A 16,424-nucleotide genomic window follows, 5' to 3' on the forward strand; every position below is an offset into this window, starting at 1 on the left:
AATTTGCTTTTTGCTATTGGAGAGAAGCAGGCAGATAGTCTTATTTATATTGCTATTTTCTGATTTTTATTAGCTATGAACCTGAAACATATTTTAATTAAGAGAAAAGCAGGTTGTAATTATCTAAAAGGTAGTTTTTACCCGCTTTAAGATGATTTTAATTAAGAAAAAGATAGTAAAAACCCGCTTCGAGGTACTTTTTAGTATCTAAAAGCAGGTTATAATTATCTAAAAGGTAGTTTTTACCAGCTTTGAGGTGGTTTTAATTAAGAAAAAGATAGTAAAAACCTGCTTTGAAGTGTTTTTTAGTGTCTAAAAGCGGGTTATAGTTATCTAAAAGATAGTTTTTATCAGCTTTTGAGGCGGTTTTAACTACTTAATACTTAATATAATATCAAATAAACTGCTAAAAATAAAGGGCGAAATATCTTTCGCCCTTACATTGATATTTTTTATGGGGGCGTATGCAATACGACCCTACATTATGCTAATTTCACCAATAAATTATCTCCTTCTTTCTCGACGGAAGCTACTTTTTTGCCGGTTAGTCCTTTTATGGCTTTATCCCATTTTTTGTTGGACAACCCCGATTGTGTTTTTAGCTCGTCCAACGGAAGTGTTTCGGCTTTTTGCAGAATTTCAAACACCATTTTCTCGTCTTCGTTTAATTCTATTGTCTGTGAGGCTTTCGCCTCAGGCTTCATTTGCGGGAAGAAAAGTACTTCTTGTATGCTTTCGTTACCCGTTAGGAACATAATAAGTCTGTCCATTCCGATACCGAGTCCTGATGTAGGCGGCATACCAAATTCCAACGCTCGCAAAAAGTCTTGGTCGATGAACATAGCCTCATCATCGCCTCTTTCGGAAAGTGCCATCTGTGCTTCGAAGCGTTCGCGTTGGTCGATAGGGTCGTTCAGCTCGGAATAGGCGTTGGCAATCTCTTTTCCGCAAACCATTAGCTCGAAACGCTCGGTAAGCTCGGGGTTTGAACGGTGTTCTTTGGTCAGTGGCGACATTTCTTTCGGGTAATCGGTAATGAAAGTCGGCTGAATGAAATTTCCTTCGCATTTCTCACCGAAAATTTCATCAATCAGCTTGCCTTTGCCCATCGTATCATCAACTTCAATTCCGATGGATTTGGCAAAATCGAACAATTCTTTTTCGGTTTTTCCCGTGATGTCAAATCCTGTGAATTTTTTGATGGCTTCGGTCATCGTAACGCGCGGATAAGGTGCCTTAAAGTCGATTTCGTTCTTGCCGAAAGTTGCTTTGGTTGAGCCATTTACCGCGATGGCACAATGTTCCAAGAGCTGTTCGGTAAATGCCATCATCCAATGGTAATCCTTGTACGCCACATAAATTTCCATTGCGGTAAATTCAGGGTTGTGCGTTCTGTCCATTCCTTCGTTTCGGAAGTTTTTAGAGAACTCGTACACGCCATCAAATCCGCCTACGATAAGTCTTTTGAGGTACAACTCATTGGCAATTCGCATATAAAGCGGAATATCCAACGAATTGTGGTGCGTTATGAACGGACGTGCTGCTGCCCCGCCCGGAATAGATTGCAATACAGGAGTTTCAACTTCCATATAGCCGCGGTCGTTAAAAAACTGACGCATTGCATTGAAAAGTTTGGTTCGTTTGATGAAAACTTCCTTCACTTGTGGGTTTACTACCAAGTCCACGTAACGCATACGGTAGCGAAGTTCAGGATCGGTGAAGGCATCGAATACATTTCCGTCGGCATCGGTTTTAGGAAGTGGCAACGGACGAAGTACTTTGCTAAGTAGTTTGATTTTCTTCACGCGTACGGATTTTTCGCCCACCTGTGTAGTGAAAAGTTCGCCTTCTACACCGATGAAATCACCCAAATCGAGCAATTTTTTAAAGACCTCATTATAAAGAGTTTTGTCCTCGTCGGGGCAAATTTCGTCACGGTTGATGTAAAGTTGTACACGCCCCTGACTATCTTGCAACGAAGCAAATGAAGCCTTTCCTTGAATGCGAACAGACATCAGCCTACCTGCTAAAATCACGCTTTTGCCTTCCTCGAACTGGCTTTCGACCTCTTTTGAAGTGGTATTTACAGGGAACAATTCCGCCGGATACGGATTGATGCCCATTGCTCTTAATTTATGGAGTTTCTCTCTACGAATTATCTCTTGTTCTGATAGTTGCATATAATTAATCTATTTTTTGAACCGCAAAAATAAGGATTTTTTGGGAAATAGATTTGATTTAAAGCGGATTTAATCGTTCTTAAGCGTACGCAATTGGAAAACTATCAAAGTTTTGAAGCCCGAATTGTGAATTTTTGCCATTTTATACAAGAAAATAGTTGCCTATTAGTGGCAAAAAGCAAGTTTAAAGAAGGTACAAAGTCAAAGAAAAATATTAACTGTTGATTACAAATAGTTTTACGGTTTGTATTTTTGTTTCGGAGCTTTCTTCTATGTAAAAATCGAAAGGAGGCATTGATACCGTTTCTCCTTCAGACGGAATACCCTCGTTAAAAGCTACGATTAGTCCGCCAAGAGTTTCATAATCTTCACTTTCAGGTAGGTCGAGGTTGTATTTCTCGTTAATGTAATCAACTTCCAATCGTGCTGAAAAGACATATTCGGTATCTGAAATTTTTTCTTCCAAGAAAATATCTTTATCGTGTTCGTCTTCGATTTCGCCAAAAAGCTCTTCAACGATATCTTCCAAGGTCAGCATTCCTGATGTTCCGCCGTATTCGTCCAAAACCACAGCCATACTTTTGCGTTTTCGGGTAAGCATATTAAGCACTTCGTGAATGAGCATCGTTTCAGGAATGTAAGGAATGGGCATTAAAATACTTTTGATGTCTTTCGGTTTTTTGAACATATCAAAAGTGTGTACATATCCCACAATATCATCAATATTTTCTTTGTAAACCAGTATTTTAGAAAATCCTGATGAAACAAAGGAGTGAATTAAATCTTCCGGTTTTTCATTAATATCCACAGCGATGATTTCAGTTCGCGGAACCATAATTTCACGAGCCTTTACGCCGGAAAATTCCAATGCATTTTGAAAAATTTGTATCTCTGCGTCAACTTCTTCTTTCTTTGAGGCATTTTCCATTTGTTCGGAAATATAATCTCCTAATTCCACTTTTGTGAATGACAGCGGAACAGAATCGCCTTCGGTTTTAAAGAAAACTTTCAGGATAAAGTCGGAAATCCAAATGATGAAATTGGAAATAGGTGAGAATAGCCAATAGAAAAAGTACGCAGGAACAGCCAAAATTTTAAGAACTTGATTGGCATAAATTTGAAAGAACACCTTTGGCATAAACTCCGCAGTGATGAGTATTATCAGCGTAGAAATTACGGTATGCCATAAAACATTTTGAAAAAAGGGAGGTAACATCTCTGTCATCACTTTTCCCATTTCAAAACCGTATATAACTAATGCTATGTTATTCCCTACCAGAACAGTAGCGATAAGTTTTGAAGGTTTCCGGGTGATTTTTGTTAAAATATTAGCCATAAAACCTCCTTGTTTTTTCTGGATTTCAATGTGCACTTTATTGGAAGATACATACGCAATTTCAAATCCTGAAAAGAAGGCTGACAGAACTAACGTAGTGATAATGATGATAATAGATGTTGTTTCCATTGTAAGTTATAACGGATTGGTTGGTATGTAAATGGTTAGCATATAGCGAGTTCTTTTCGCTATTTGCTAACCAAAGTGATTACCGTTTTTTCGGTTGATGATTATTTTGTAGCTTTTGCTTTAACAACAAGCTCCATTTCATCATTGATGAATTTGTCTTTCAAATCACCAAAAACTGATTTTGAAGCGTAATTTACACCAAAATCTACACGGTTGATTTTGAAAGCTTTTGATTCAATATTTACTTCTGTATCTGTAACAGTAACTGTGGCAGGGAAGGAAACTTCTTTTGTAATTCCTTTGATTGTCAAATCACCTACAATGTTTGTGCCGTCAAAAGATTTAAGTTCAAACGTAGCCGTAGGGAATTTTTTAACATTGAAGAAATGGTCTTCAGCTTCTTCTTTTCCTGTTCCTTTTAAGTGTTCTTCCAAGTCTTCTTTTCCGTCACCGGCTGCCAAATCCGAAACAGTGATTGTATTCATATCAATAATGAATTTACCACTTGTAATTGTTTGGTTGTCAGTGTTTACTCCGCCTTCAGTAACATTCACGGTTCCGTTGTGTTTTCCTGTTGGTTTTGTACCAACCCACTCAATAACAGATGTAGGAGCTACTGTGTAAGCAAATTTTGCTTCTTCTTTCTGAACTTTTTCAGTTTCCATTTGCATCTGCTCGGTTTCAGTAGTCATTTCGGCTTTTTGTTGCGTGTTTGTGTTGTTACAACTTGCCAATGTAAGAGTGGAAATTACCAATGCATTTAATATAATTTTCTTCATAAGTACATAGAGTTTATTAATTAATAATTCCGCAAAGTTATGGGTTTAATTCAAAATGACTGGTTAAATAAATGTTAAACAAGAATGTTCTGTTTAAGTTTTATTTTGGTTTGTGTTGATTAATCCTGAGTGTATCTTGTTGTTTTATAGTTTATTTTTTGTTATAAATAGAAATATAATAGCCGAAAAGTAGTACTTTTCCTAAAATCATTATTTAAAAATATTCTAAATAAAAATAAAATACTATATTTGCCGAGATTTATTCTAAAATATTTATAAGATATGAAAAAGATATTTGTCGTTTCGTGTTTAGTTTCTCTTTTTTCAGTAGGGATGAATGCCCAAAACAAAAAAGATGTTGAAGCCATAAAAAATATGTGTGGCTGTTATGAGGTAACTTTCCGTTATGCGGAAACTTTTCAGTATGGTGCGGATTCTACGTATGTGCCTTCAAAATCAAGTCGTTCCAAAGCATTGGAATGGGTAGAACTTATTGAAGATAGCAAAAAGAAGCTCGTTTTGCAACATTTGCTCGTGGTTGGGAAAAGAGATAAACAACACGTTATCAAGCATTGGCGACAAGATTGGATTTATGAAAATACCGACCTTTTAAAATATCAAAAAGACAATGAGTGGAGCAGTTATTCTTTGCCCAAATCGGCGGTGAAAGGGCAATGGACACAAAAAGTATATCAAGTAGATGACAGCCCTCGTTACGAACAAACTGCTACTTGGGTTCACGTGGACGGAAAAAGTTTCTGGGAGAGCGAAGCAGCTGCTCCTATGCCACGACGCGAACAAGAAATCCGAAGTGATTACAACATACTTTTAAGACGTAACCGACACGAAATCACCAATTATGGCTGGTTGCACGTGCAAGACAATGATAAGGTTTTACGTCGTGATGGCAAAGATGATTTGGTAATTGCACAGGAGCGAGGCTACAATACTTACAAAAAAGTAGCTGACGAAAAATGCAAAGCAGCTCAGGAATTCTGGCAGAAAAACAAAGAAAAATGGGCTTTGGTTCGCAACCATTGGGATGCTGCTTTCGCTCAAAAAGGAAATCTTAAAGTGGAAGAAAAAGTTGATGGCAAGGCATTGCACGAACATCTTTTTAATGAAGAAAAATACAAAACCAAGGAACAAATAGATGCTATTATGGATGTTTACATAAGCACAAAAAAATAATTATAGTATAAACACTAACTATGAAAAACATTAAAGCACGCTTCTTAATACTTTTATTGTTCTGTTTTGGATTTTCTTTCGCGGATTTGTACGCTCAACAGCCGCCACCTCGCAAGGGAACGCTTTCGGGTAAAGTGATTTACACTGACGGAACGCCCGCCGATATGGTTACGGTATTTATCAAAAGTGTGAACAGATACACCCAAACCGATGAGGAAGGATTCTTCAAAATAGAACATTTACCCATTGGGAAACATTATGAAATTGAAGTTAAAACCTTTGGTAATGAAAGTGTTAAGGTTAAGGTGCATTTCACAAAGAGCAATCAACAAATTACCATAAGGCTCAATAACAACCAAGGAATTTCGCTTGGCGAGGTTGCCGTTTCGGGTAGCAGTAAGGGCAGGCAAGCCAAAGAACAAGGCTATGCGATGAATGTTATCAGCACTAAAGAAGCCATTTTACAGAACATCCAAACTACGGAACTTTTGGGGCGTTCGGCGGGGGTGAAAATACGTCAGTCGGCGGGGATGGGTTCGGATATTTCCTTCAACCTGAACGGACTTACGGGCAATTCGGTACGGATTTTCATTGACGGAATCCCCATACGCAATTACGGGCGTTCGTTTTCACTCAGTAGCATTCCGCCATCAATGATTGAACGCATTGAGGTTTACAAAGGAGTGCTTCCTGCAGAGCTTTCGGAAGATGCCTTGGGCGGAGGAATCAACGTGGTTTTAAAGAAAGAAATGAGCAATTCGCTTACCACGTCGTACTCCTACGGGTCGTTCAATACGCATCAATGGGACTTAAACGGAACATATCGCGATAAAAAATCGGGCTTTACGGCTAATTTGTCTTCCTTTTATAATTATACGGATAACAATTACAAAGTATGGGGCGAAACCATTTATGTTACCGACAACACTACGGGCGAATATACGCACGTAAAAGCCAAGCGTTTTCACGATAAATATTATTCGTCAGGGATTAAGTCGAACTTTGGTTTCACGCGTAAAAAGTGGGCAGATGAATTCCTGCTTGGGTTTATGTTTTCTGAAACAGAGAAAGACATACAAACAGGAGCCACAATGCAAGTGGTTTACGGTAATCGCCGAACCGAGTACAATAGCCGTATGGCAAGTTTGCAGTACAAGAAAAACGATTTGTTTTTCAAAGGATTGGACGTAAGCACATTTACTACCTATTCCAAAACCAACAGACAAGTAATTGACACAGTTCCTTATATATACACTTGGGAAGGCAAAAGAGCCATCGGGCGTAACGGGAAAGAGCTTACTTGGCAACAAGGAGCCGAAGCAGGAGCCCCCACCTTGGCAATGAACGATGAGCGTAATCTTGCCAATCGTTCTAACGTTCATTATCACATCACCAGAAATCACGCTGTTGGGGTGAGCTATTTTTTAGGAGCTTTTACCCGTGATATTGATGACCCGACCTTACCTCAGCATATTCGCAATAGGCTTGATCAACGCAAGTACAACAAGCAAATCATCGGTTTTAATTACGATTTGAATTTATTCAGCAATAAACTAAAAGCATCACTATTCTATAAATTATATCGGCAGAAAGTATATTTGACCGAATATGATGTAGTTCGAAGACCTAACGGAACTGTTGATGAGAAGGTTATCGTACACGACCGAAAAATAAATGATAAAGGCTACGGAATGTCTCTTTCATATGCCATAACTCCTAAAATAATGGTTTCAGCTTCTGTGGAAAAAGCCATACGCCTGCCCGGAAGCACCGAACTTTTAGGAAATACCAGCGAAGGCGTTACTACCAATCTTTCATTAAAACCCGAATACAGCAACAATGCCAATTTGGGGCTTACCTTAAATGCTTTCATTTTTGGCAAACACGAAATAGGAGGAGAAATAAACCTTTTTATACGGGACATACGGGATATGATTCTGCGTGGAGTGCCTCGTACGAATGATGATTTCTTCCGATTTGAAAACTTAGGAAAAGTTATCAGCAAAGGAGCAGATGCCGAACTGCGTTACAATTGGAATAAGCGTCTTTTCATCAATGCGAATGTTTCTTATACAAATGCACTCTTTAATTTGGAACACGACCCTGACACAGGCTTGAAATACGCCCATTACCGAAGCCGATTGCGTAACACGCCCTATTTCACAGCCAACGTAAATGCCGAATATTTGCTTAATGATTTGATTCAGAAGAAATCACGATTGGCAATCAACTATAATTTCGGTTATACGCACGAGTTTTTCAAAGAATGGGAAGTATATGGAGCGGTAGGCAAAGCCATCATTCCTACGCAACCTTTGCACGATGTGGGGCTTACTTACACCTTCCCGAATCAAAAATGGACACTGGCATTCAACGCCAAAAACATATTTGACACACAGGTATTTGACAATTTCGCTCTGCAAAAACCCGGGCGAGCTATTTTCGGGAAATTAACATTTTCTGTATTTTAAAAAAGTTAATCATCAAAAATTAAATAACAATGAAAAAACATCTTTTGAACATAATGCTGTTCTTTATGGGTTGCTTAGCGATGCAAGCCCACACGGTATGGATAGAAACGGAAAGTAGTGGAAAATTGAACAAACCGCATCAGGTTAAGGTCTTCTTCGGAGAGCCCGACAGCCCTACTTTTACCGAAAAATGGTTTTCGGATATTAAAGATTTGGAACTCTTGTTGATACATCCTTCGGGAAAGAAAGAAATCTTGAGTAAAAGCCAACAAGAAAGCTATTATTTGGCATCGTTTATTCCTGCTGAAAAAGGCGTTTACACCCTTTCGGTGAAGCATTTGGTAAAAGATACCTTTAAAGAAATGAAAATTACGTATCAGTCGGTAGCTTTTGTAAGTGTTGGCACGAAAGAAGTTTCAGAACTTACTTTGGGTGAATTGCCTTTGCAGCTTTCGTTTGATACTTCAGCAGTGAAAGTAAACGGCAGCAAAACTTTTAAAATGCTGAAAGAAGGCAATGTTGCTGCGAAAGAACGTGTTAGCATCACTTCCCAAAACGGCTGGGCGATGGCATACCGCAGCGACAGCAACGGCAGAATAAAATTCAATCCGCTTTGGAAAGGAAATTATTTGCTGGAGTTTTCGTGGTCAAACAAAGAGGAAGGCAACCACAACGGAAAACCTTACAAAATAAATTATCATACGGTTAATTATCTGATTAAAGTGAAATAAATAACTTCAAAACAATAACATTATGGCTTTAGACAATGTAATTTCAGTAGAATTTTCTTCCGAAGAGCTGAAGAAGATTAACGATGCACTTGCAACCATTGAACAAGTGATGAAAGACAAGAGCGTAAACCTTACGCCCGATGAACGGCAACAATACGGACGCATTGCCGACCGAAACAAACTATTGGTTGATAAATGTAAGGTGTATATGGAACTCAATCCGCAATCGTTACCTCCCACACTGAACAAAGAGGAATTCGACAGGGATTATCAGGCACGTACACAGATTGACCCCATTATGAAGCGTATCGCTGTTTTGCAAACCATATTTTCCGATATGAAAACATTGCTTGACTTTGATAATTTCAATGCCTCGGTGTCATACTATCGTTATGTGAAGTACTTATCAATGCAGAACGCTCCCGGAATGACGGCGATTTACGGCGACCTGAAAATGCATTACCAAACTCGTCCGGCGACAAATCCTGCATCTAAAAGTGTACCCGAAACGCCTACGGATACGCAACAGTAACCAACAATCGGTTAGGGAAGTGCCTAAAAGTGTCAAATCAAGACTTTTAGTTGATGGTTTAACACCTAAAGGTGATTACTAATGAGGGATAACAGTACATCGGAAAGCATTTACGGGTGCTTCTCAATCACCTGCAAGCCCTTGCATAAGAGGTATAAGGTCTTTAAAAGTACCTGTAATTGATTTGGAAAGATATGTTGTATAATTTTAAAAAATAAATTTTATGATAAAACACCAATTTTTAAAGTTTAGAAATATGGCTTTGCTTGCCATTTCATTAATAGTAGTGGGATGTAACAAGGATATTGTTGACACTACTACACCATCTGCTGAAGATAATCAAAAATTTCCTGTCCAAAATGGGACAGAATTAATTTTGGGTGAGCAGCTGGAGAATCCGTATGCATTGAAAAATATGCAAAAGGCAATGGATACACTTATGCAAAGTGTTCATAAATCAGTTCTTTCGGGTAAACCTTACGGACGTAAGCCCTTGGAGCCTAAAACAAAGGATGAAAGATAATAATCCTAAAGAAAGCCAAGAAATAGAAGAATTATTTAACGCTTACGGATATTAATTATGAAAAGAATTTTACTAATACTAAGTATTTTACTCATTTCGTGCGAAGAGTTAAAAACAATAGTACCAGCACGCCCAGTAGGTTATTTAACTACCGGAAATGAAATTATTTATGCCCCCAAAAAAGACGTTTATAAAACGGAAGAGATGATAAAAGTAACCTTTTCTTTCTCACCTATATTGTTAGATGAAAAAGATAAAAGAATACATATTCAGGAAGTTGCAGGTAATTTACCTGAAAAAATAACAGTCAAATTCCCACATTATTACAAGGAGAATATTTCAACGGTTCATATCGTTTTAAACGGCAAAAAGTTAGAATCCGCAGGAGAAGTTTCCTTTGTTTATGATAAAGATAAAGACCGCTATATTTTAGCTGATAATTTAGCATTTTTGTTTCATAAAAAAGGAACTTACGCACTTTCAAACATATTGGATATGACATCCTTTCAATTTAATTGGGCAAGGACTTTATTTATGACAGCATTAGTTGCAGAACAGCAATTAACTATAGAGGAGTAAAATATATTAACTAAATTAAATTATCAATATGATGAAAAACAGAAATTTAACATTAAGAACAGTAGCTTTGGCAGTAGTCGGAGCAGGATTATTGGCAACGGCTTGTAAAAAAGACGATGCTCCGGAATCAATAATTGATGCCAACTTCCACGTAGCTTACGGGGTTGGCTATGAGAAAAATGCAAGTGCTTATGCAATGCCTTTCAATAGTTTAAAAGAGGGTAATCTCACTTTTGAAGGAAGAGGAAAAGCTCTTGAAAACACCAGAACTCACCGTTTGTATGGTTCTTCTGACGGGAAAATATTGTATGATTTGGAATATGGTGAAGGAAGAATCGTAAAATATGTCGTATCAACACCTTCGCAATTATATAATGTAGAAAAAGCTCTTAGCATTACCAATACTATAGGAACGCCATATCCGCGTTGGCGTGTAATTGATGACCGAAATGCACTTCTTTTTAATGTTGTTTCGAAACACGAAGAAAAGAAATCGGGAGGAATTACCAGCAAAGCGGCTTCAACTTTGCGTATTGTTCATATATCACTTCCTGATTTAACCTTAGGTGAGGTGAAAGAGGTAGAGCTTCCGGCAGGTATTTCATCTGACAAATTACCTGACGCTCACATCTGGCGTGTGGATAATGCCATCATTCACAACGGGAAAGTATATATCGGTACTGCAGTACAAGGTTTTGATGGAACGAAGATTGTGAAAACGCGTCAGTATGGTACGGGTGAGAGCTTGGTGGCACATCCGGCAACTGCTTTGGTACTTGATTTTCCTTCATTCCAAAATCCGAAAATCACTACCTCTACTTTGGGTAACGGAGAAACTTATGGTTATCGTGCTCCTTCTTTCTTTACAGATGAAGCAGGTGATGTGTATAACGTAAGTATGGAAGAATCACGTATTTTAAAAATCAATCCGCAAACGGGTGAATATGACAATACGTATGATTTTGATTTGGCAAAAGCCTTAGGAATGAATAAAGTAGGCGGAACAGGTATTTTTTATGTGAAAGATGGTATTGCGTATATGCCGTTTTATGATTCAGAAAAAGGAAGACAACCTGCTGATGCTGCTTGGGGAGTGGCTCGTGTGGATTTGAAAGCCAGAACAGCAATCAAAATGAACTTGCCCGAAAAACTTTGGTTAAATTACTATCAATCTGCTAAAGTAGGCAAAGACGGTAAGCTTTATATGGCGATTGCTCCTGTTGCAGGTACAGGAAATATTTATATTTTCGACCCAGCCAAAGCCGACCCCAACGGATTTGAAAAAGGTGCTACACTTCAAGTTTCGGGAGAGGGCTTCTATATGGGAGTATATTAAAGTTTTTACATAACAAAGAACTAAGAGGCTATCGCAAAGTGATAGCCTTTTTGTATTTTCGGGAAAAAGTTGTAATTTTACGGGGTTATTCTTAAAAAAGAAGCTGCGAAATAAAAACAAATTATGAAACGAAAAATCACTATAAAGGACATTGCAAAGGAATTGGACGTGAGCGTTTCAACTGTTTCTAAGGCAATTAATGACAGTGATGAAATCAGTGAAGAAACAAAACAACGCGTAAAAGCCTTGGTGGAACTCTATGATTACAAGCCTAATAGTGTTGCCTTGAGCTTGAAAAGCAAGAAATCCAAAACCATAGGGCTTATCATTCCTGAAATTGCACACGATTTCTTTTCAATGGTAGTGAAAGGAATAGAAAGTATTACCAACGAAAAAGGATACAAGATAATTGCTTGTTTTTCAAACGAATTGCTTGAGCAAGAAGTGAAAAATATTGAAACTTTAGTACAAACAGGCATTGATGGATTCATTGTAGCTCTTTCCAAAGAAACACAACAAAAGAAAGATTACCGACATTTGCGTGAAGTACTCAATCAAGAAATTTCCTTAGTTTTGATTGACCGTGTAGCTCAGGATATTTACTGTGATAAAGTAATTGTTGATGATGCAATGGCTTCATACAAAGCAGTTAATCATTTGATAAACAGTGGGTATCATCGTATCGGGATATTGACCATACCTGATTACATCAGTGTGGGGAATTTACGCACACAAGGTTACAAAAATGCGTTGCAAGATGCTAACATATCGGTTGATGAAAATCTGATTTTGGCTATTGAGGATATCCATTCCGATGGGGAAATATCCGATTTTTTTAACACACGTAAGTTCGATGCTTTATTGTGCAGCAATGAATTTTTAGCAGTAAAAGCTTTGCGAGAAGCTCACGACAGAAATATCAAAGTGCCTGAGCAGCTGGGAGTTGTAACTTTTGCAGACGGGTTTTTGGCAAAAAATTCATATCCGAAACTTACAGCAATTGACCAACACGGAATAGAGATTGGTAAAAAAGCCGCAGAACTTCTCATAGAAAGAACCGAAAGTAAGGATAAGGAGCGAAATTATCGGACAGAAATAATAAAAACCTCATTAGTAGTCAGAGAATCAACAAGGTAATGAATATGTAGAGATATTCTGAATGATTTCAGAAAGTATTTATTAGTAGTTTAAAACAAATGAAGAAATATTTAATAGCAGGGTTAGGAAATATCGGGTTGGAATATAAAAATACACGTCATAATATTGGTTTTAAGGTAGTTGACCATTTGGCAGAAAAGCATAACGTTACCTTTACCACGCAAAGATTAGGCGATATTGCCGAATTAAAGCATAAAGGGCGTACTTTCATTCTGTTAAAACCTTCTACTTATATGAATCTCAGCGGAAAAGCGGTTCGTTATTGGTTGGAGAAAGAAAATATCCCTATTGAAAATTTATTGGTTGTTACCGACGATTTGAACTTAGCTTTCGGAACTATTCGGATAAAAGGAAAGGGAAGTGACGGAGGGCATAACGGACTTAAAGATATTCAAGCACAACTTGAAACTACTGCGTATGCACGTTTCCGCTTCGGGATAAGTAATGATTTCACAAAAGGAAAACAAGTGGATTATGTTCTGGGGCAATGGAACGAAGAAGAGGAAAAATTACTTACGGAACGTTTGGAAAAAAGTGCCGAAGCAGTGCTTTCGTTTGGCTTGGCGGGACTCAACATCACGATGAACACATTTAACAACAAATAAATATATCAACATCGGGCTAAATAAATGTAATACAATGGCTTTACATCACGTATATTTAATCATTCATCTGCTTGCTGCAACTATCTGGGTAGGAGGGCATTTGGTACTTGCAATTGGTTTTTTGCCCAAAGCATTGAAAAATAAAGATTTCGGCTATATTCAAAAATTTGAGAAAACATATGAACCCATCGGGATGCCTTCGCTTCTGTTGCTGGTCGTTACCGGAATTTTGATGACTTATAATTTTGGTGCAGGAATTGGAAGTTGGTTTTCATTTTCTTCATCTATTGAAACGGTTGTTTCCTTGAAAATCACTTGTTTGCTGATATCAGTTTGCTTTGCCATAAGTGCTCAAACTCGTGTGCTGCCTCAATTACGTAAAGGAAACATTAAAAAACTACCTGAAATGGCATTTCATATCATTTCTGTAACTATTTTGGGAGTAATGATGGTTATTTTAGGAAGTTTTGTTCGTTACGGAGGAATCAATCTGTAACTGAAATGACTCGAAAAAGTTTCCTTTAGTACAAAATTAAGAAGTGATGCAAAAAGTATAATGTCTTAAAAAAAGAGGATATTTCTGTCAGGCTGAGCGAAGTCGAAGCCCCATTATTAAAAGGCTTCGATGCACATACTCAGTTCCAAGTCTTCGCTGACTTCGCTCAGCCTGACAATCAAAACTATCATCATACTTTATAACACGACCCCAAAATGAATTCCTTCATAGGTGTTTTACAAAATATTAACTTTCAGGTTTTTGATTCGTCCTTGGAAGCTATTTTTGTCGGGGCTTCCGATGTATTGCAATGGAAAGATAAGCGTTTGCTGAATGTATATTTTGTTTTTTCCGTTATCGGTGCTGTGCGTTTTTCCTTCCAATCTTTCGGATTGCTTGCCGTTTACGTATAATGTAGTGCCTTTGTAATCGCCCGAAATCCCAAAATCGTACCATTTTCCGAAATCGAATTTTTCTGCAAAATAATAAGTATATCCATCACGACTAAAACCGATTTGAAACCGATTACCTTCTTTTTTAATGATGACTTTACTATCACGTCCTTCAAAAAGTGTGCCTCCATCGATAGTTTTTTCTGACAGAAACAAGCTGAAATCCGTACGATAATCGTACCCGATTTCCAAAATAGGCGTTTTAATAAAACTTTCTTTTGACTTGAAAATAAGTGAATTATCTTTCTTATTAATAGAAATCTTGTTTCGTTGTAATTCGTTATATTCGTTTCCAGAAAAATCCTTTTCTTTTTTGGAATTCAGCTGGTAGTGCAGTACCAAATCCGTTTTGGAAGGTACTCTTCCGCTTAAATTCACCTGCGGAGCTTCTCCCATTCGGTCGGAAAGTTTTTTGAAAGTATCAAAATTTACAGAAGTGTTGCGTTTCCACATCTTTTCAGCCAATACTTTCACTGCCGGAAGCGTGCGAATGTGTACGTCTTGCTGGCTGATGCCGTTTCCGCAGTGGTCGTTCCATACGGCGAACATTCCGCCAAGAAGCCCTTTTGTGCCTTCAGCGAGCGTTTCTTTCCGATTTACTTTTTCGGGTGTCCATTCTTCATAAAGCCATTTTTCATCCAGAAAATCACGATAATAACCTGCTGCCGGCACAATATAAAGCCACGTGTCGCAGGTAGAAATGAGTTTGTAACCGTCTTTTAGTGAAAGTTCGGGGTCAACCCAATCATATGACCACGCATTTACGATTACATTTTCCGAATGTACGGGAGTTTCGCCTTTAAGCCAACGCAGTCCGCCCCACATTCGTACGTTTTTGCCTAATTTCTGAATGTATTTTAGGTATCTGTCCGTAAATTCGCGGTATTTTTCCGACTCGCGTTTGTCGTATTCGTCCGTCCCGATATGAACATCAGCACCCACAAATACAGGATTTTCTCCGCTTAAATATTCGGCATAAAGGGCATCGACAAACTTGTAAGTTTCAGGATGATACAAATCCAAATGGTCTCTACCGTATTTGTCGCTTCCTATTTCGGGTTTGTAATGGGTAAAAGCCAGTGAATGGGCGGGCACGTCAATTTCGGGAATTACATTCACGCCGTAAAGCATTCCCATTCGTTGTAACTCACGAAATTCATCTTTGGTATAATGCCCGTCTTTGGCTGCAAGTCCCGGAAAAACATCACTTTGCAGACGAAAAGCCGAATAGGTTTTGTCCCAATCATCGTTGTAGAAAACCTTAAAACCGTTGTCGTTCAGGTGAATTTGAAATTCGTTGATTTTGTAATATGACAGAATTTTGATGTAATCTTTTAAATAATCAATAGTGAAGAATTTACGTCCTACATCGAGCATAAATCCGCGATGGGAATACATCGGAAAATCGTTAATTGTTCCCTTCGGAAGACTCGTACCTCCGTTTTCGAGCATTTGTAAGAGCGTTCGAGTTGCCCAAAAGATTCCTTTTGTGTTTGAAGCTGTTACGGTAATATTTTCATCAATGTCGATACGATAACCTTCCTCAGGAATAGACGTGTCGCTACTCAACGTAAAAAAAATATAACTTGACTGAGGTTGTACAAATTTGAATTGGTTGCGGATGCCATATTCCGTTCGTAAATCATTGATAAATACTGAAATGTAACTTTTCAATTGCGGAAAATTTTTATCGACAATAATTTGAGTGTTTTGCGAGAGGACAAAAAAACCTGTTTTTCCTTCCCATTGTTGTACGGACGGAATCACTTTTGGTTTTGGGTTGGTTTGTTGGGCTTTTGCCAATCCTATGCAAAAAAGCGGTAAAGCAAGTAAAAAGATGTGTAGTTTCATAATAAATATTGGTTTCGTATTATGGCAAAACGCCAAGCCACAAAGATAATGAAACCCCACCACAGAAGCAAAAGT

Annotated in this window: 14 protein-coding genes; 10 read left to right on the forward strand and 4 right to left on the reverse strand. The window is 38.0% G+C overall.

Annotation, left to right across the window (positions count from 1 at the left end; all coding sequences use genetic code 11):
- Positions 1-482: 482 nt before the first annotated feature.
- From lysS to GN105_RS07465, 3 genes are all read right to left on the reverse strand, one after another.
- The gene (lysS, locus tag GN105_RS07455; protein WP_155284778.1) at positions 483-2,180 is read right to left on the reverse strand and encodes a lysine--tRNA ligase; all 1,698 of its coding nucleotides are present in this window, start codon (positions 2,178-2,180) and stop codon (positions 483-485) included.
- A gap of 214 nt (positions 2,181-2,394) precedes the next feature.
- Positions 2,395-3,645, reverse strand: coding sequence for a hemolysin family protein (locus GN105_RS07460; RefSeq protein ID WP_155284779.1), 1,251 nt, complete (start codon positions 3,643-3,645; stop codon positions 2,395-2,397).
- Positions 3,646-3,746: 101 nt separating this feature from the next.
- On the reverse strand, positions 3,747-4,424 hold the full coding sequence (locus GN105_RS07465; RefSeq protein ID WP_155284780.1) for a YceI family protein: 678 nt from the start codon (positions 4,422-4,424) through the stop codon (positions 3,747-3,749).
- A 282-nt stretch (positions 4,425-4,706) separates the two neighbouring features.
- Here GN105_RS07465 and GN105_RS07470 point away from each other — a divergent pair, with 282 nt between their 5' ends.
- From GN105_RS07470 to GN105_RS07515, 10 genes are all read left to right on the forward strand, one after another.
- Positions 4,707-5,615 carry a DUF6607 family protein gene (locus GN105_RS07470; protein ID WP_155284781.1) on the forward strand — a complete coding sequence of 303 codons (909 nt, stop codon included), beginning with the start codon at positions 4,707-4,709 and terminating at the stop codon, positions 5,613-5,615.
- 20 nt (positions 5,616-5,635) lie between these two features.
- Positions 5,636-8,086: a TonB-dependent receptor gene (locus GN105_RS07475; protein ID WP_155284782.1), complete on the forward strand. Its 2,451-nt coding sequence runs from the start codon at positions 5,636-5,638 to the stop codon at positions 8,084-8,086.
- A gap of 29 nt (positions 8,087-8,115) precedes the next feature.
- On the forward strand, positions 8,116-8,817 hold the full coding sequence (locus GN105_RS07480) for a DUF4198 domain-containing protein (protein ID WP_155284783.1): 702 nt from the start codon (positions 8,116-8,118) through the stop codon (positions 8,815-8,817).
- 22 nt (positions 8,818-8,839) lie between these two features.
- Positions 8,840-9,349, forward strand: a complete 510-nt coding sequence (locus GN105_RS07485; RefSeq protein ID WP_155284784.1) for a hypothetical protein — start codon at positions 8,840-8,842, stop codon at positions 9,347-9,349.
- A 223-nt stretch (positions 9,350-9,572) separates the two neighbouring features.
- Positions 9,573-9,872: a hypothetical protein gene (locus tag GN105_RS07490; protein WP_155284785.1), complete on the forward strand. Its 300-nt coding sequence runs from the start codon at positions 9,573-9,575 to the stop codon at positions 9,870-9,872.
- Between the two features lie 57 nt (positions 9,873-9,929).
- Positions 9,930-10,451, forward strand: coding sequence for a hypothetical protein (locus GN105_RS07495; RefSeq protein WP_155284786.1), 522 nt, complete (start codon positions 9,930-9,932; stop codon positions 10,449-10,451).
- Between the two features lie 28 nt (positions 10,452-10,479).
- A complete protein-coding gene (locus GN105_RS07500) occupies positions 10,480-11,787 on the forward strand; it encodes a DUF4374 domain-containing protein (protein WP_155284787.1) in 1,308 nt (435 codons plus the stop codon).
- Positions 11,788-11,910: 123 nt separating this feature from the next.
- Entirely contained in the window at positions 11,911-12,924 is a 1,014-nt protein-coding gene (locus tag GN105_RS07505) for a LacI family DNA-binding transcriptional regulator (protein ID WP_155284788.1), read from the forward strand.
- 59 nt (positions 12,925-12,983) lie between these two features.
- Positions 12,984-13,550 carry an aminoacyl-tRNA hydrolase gene (gene pth / locus GN105_RS07510; protein ID WP_155284789.1) on the forward strand — a complete coding sequence of 189 codons (567 nt, stop codon included), beginning with the start codon at positions 12,984-12,986 and terminating at the stop codon, positions 13,548-13,550.
- A gap of 34 nt (positions 13,551-13,584) precedes the next feature.
- Complete coding sequence (locus GN105_RS07515; protein ID WP_155284790.1) at positions 13,585-14,046, forward strand: CopD family protein; 462 nt, start codon at positions 13,585-13,587, stop codon at positions 14,044-14,046.
- A gap of 236 nt (positions 14,047-14,282) precedes the next feature.
- Here GN105_RS07515 and GN105_RS07520 read toward each other — a convergent pair whose 3' ends face one another.
- Positions 14,283-16,349, reverse strand: coding sequence for a beta-N-acetylhexosaminidase (locus GN105_RS07520; RefSeq protein WP_155284791.1), 2,067 nt, complete (start codon positions 16,347-16,349; stop codon positions 14,283-14,285).
- Positions 16,350-16,424: the final 75 nt, after the last annotated feature.

Source organism: Capnocytophaga felis (assembly GCF_009684755.1).
In the GTDB taxonomy this organism is placed as follows: Bacteria; Bacteroidota; Bacteroidia; order Flavobacteriales; family Flavobacteriaceae; genus Capnocytophaga; species Capnocytophaga felis.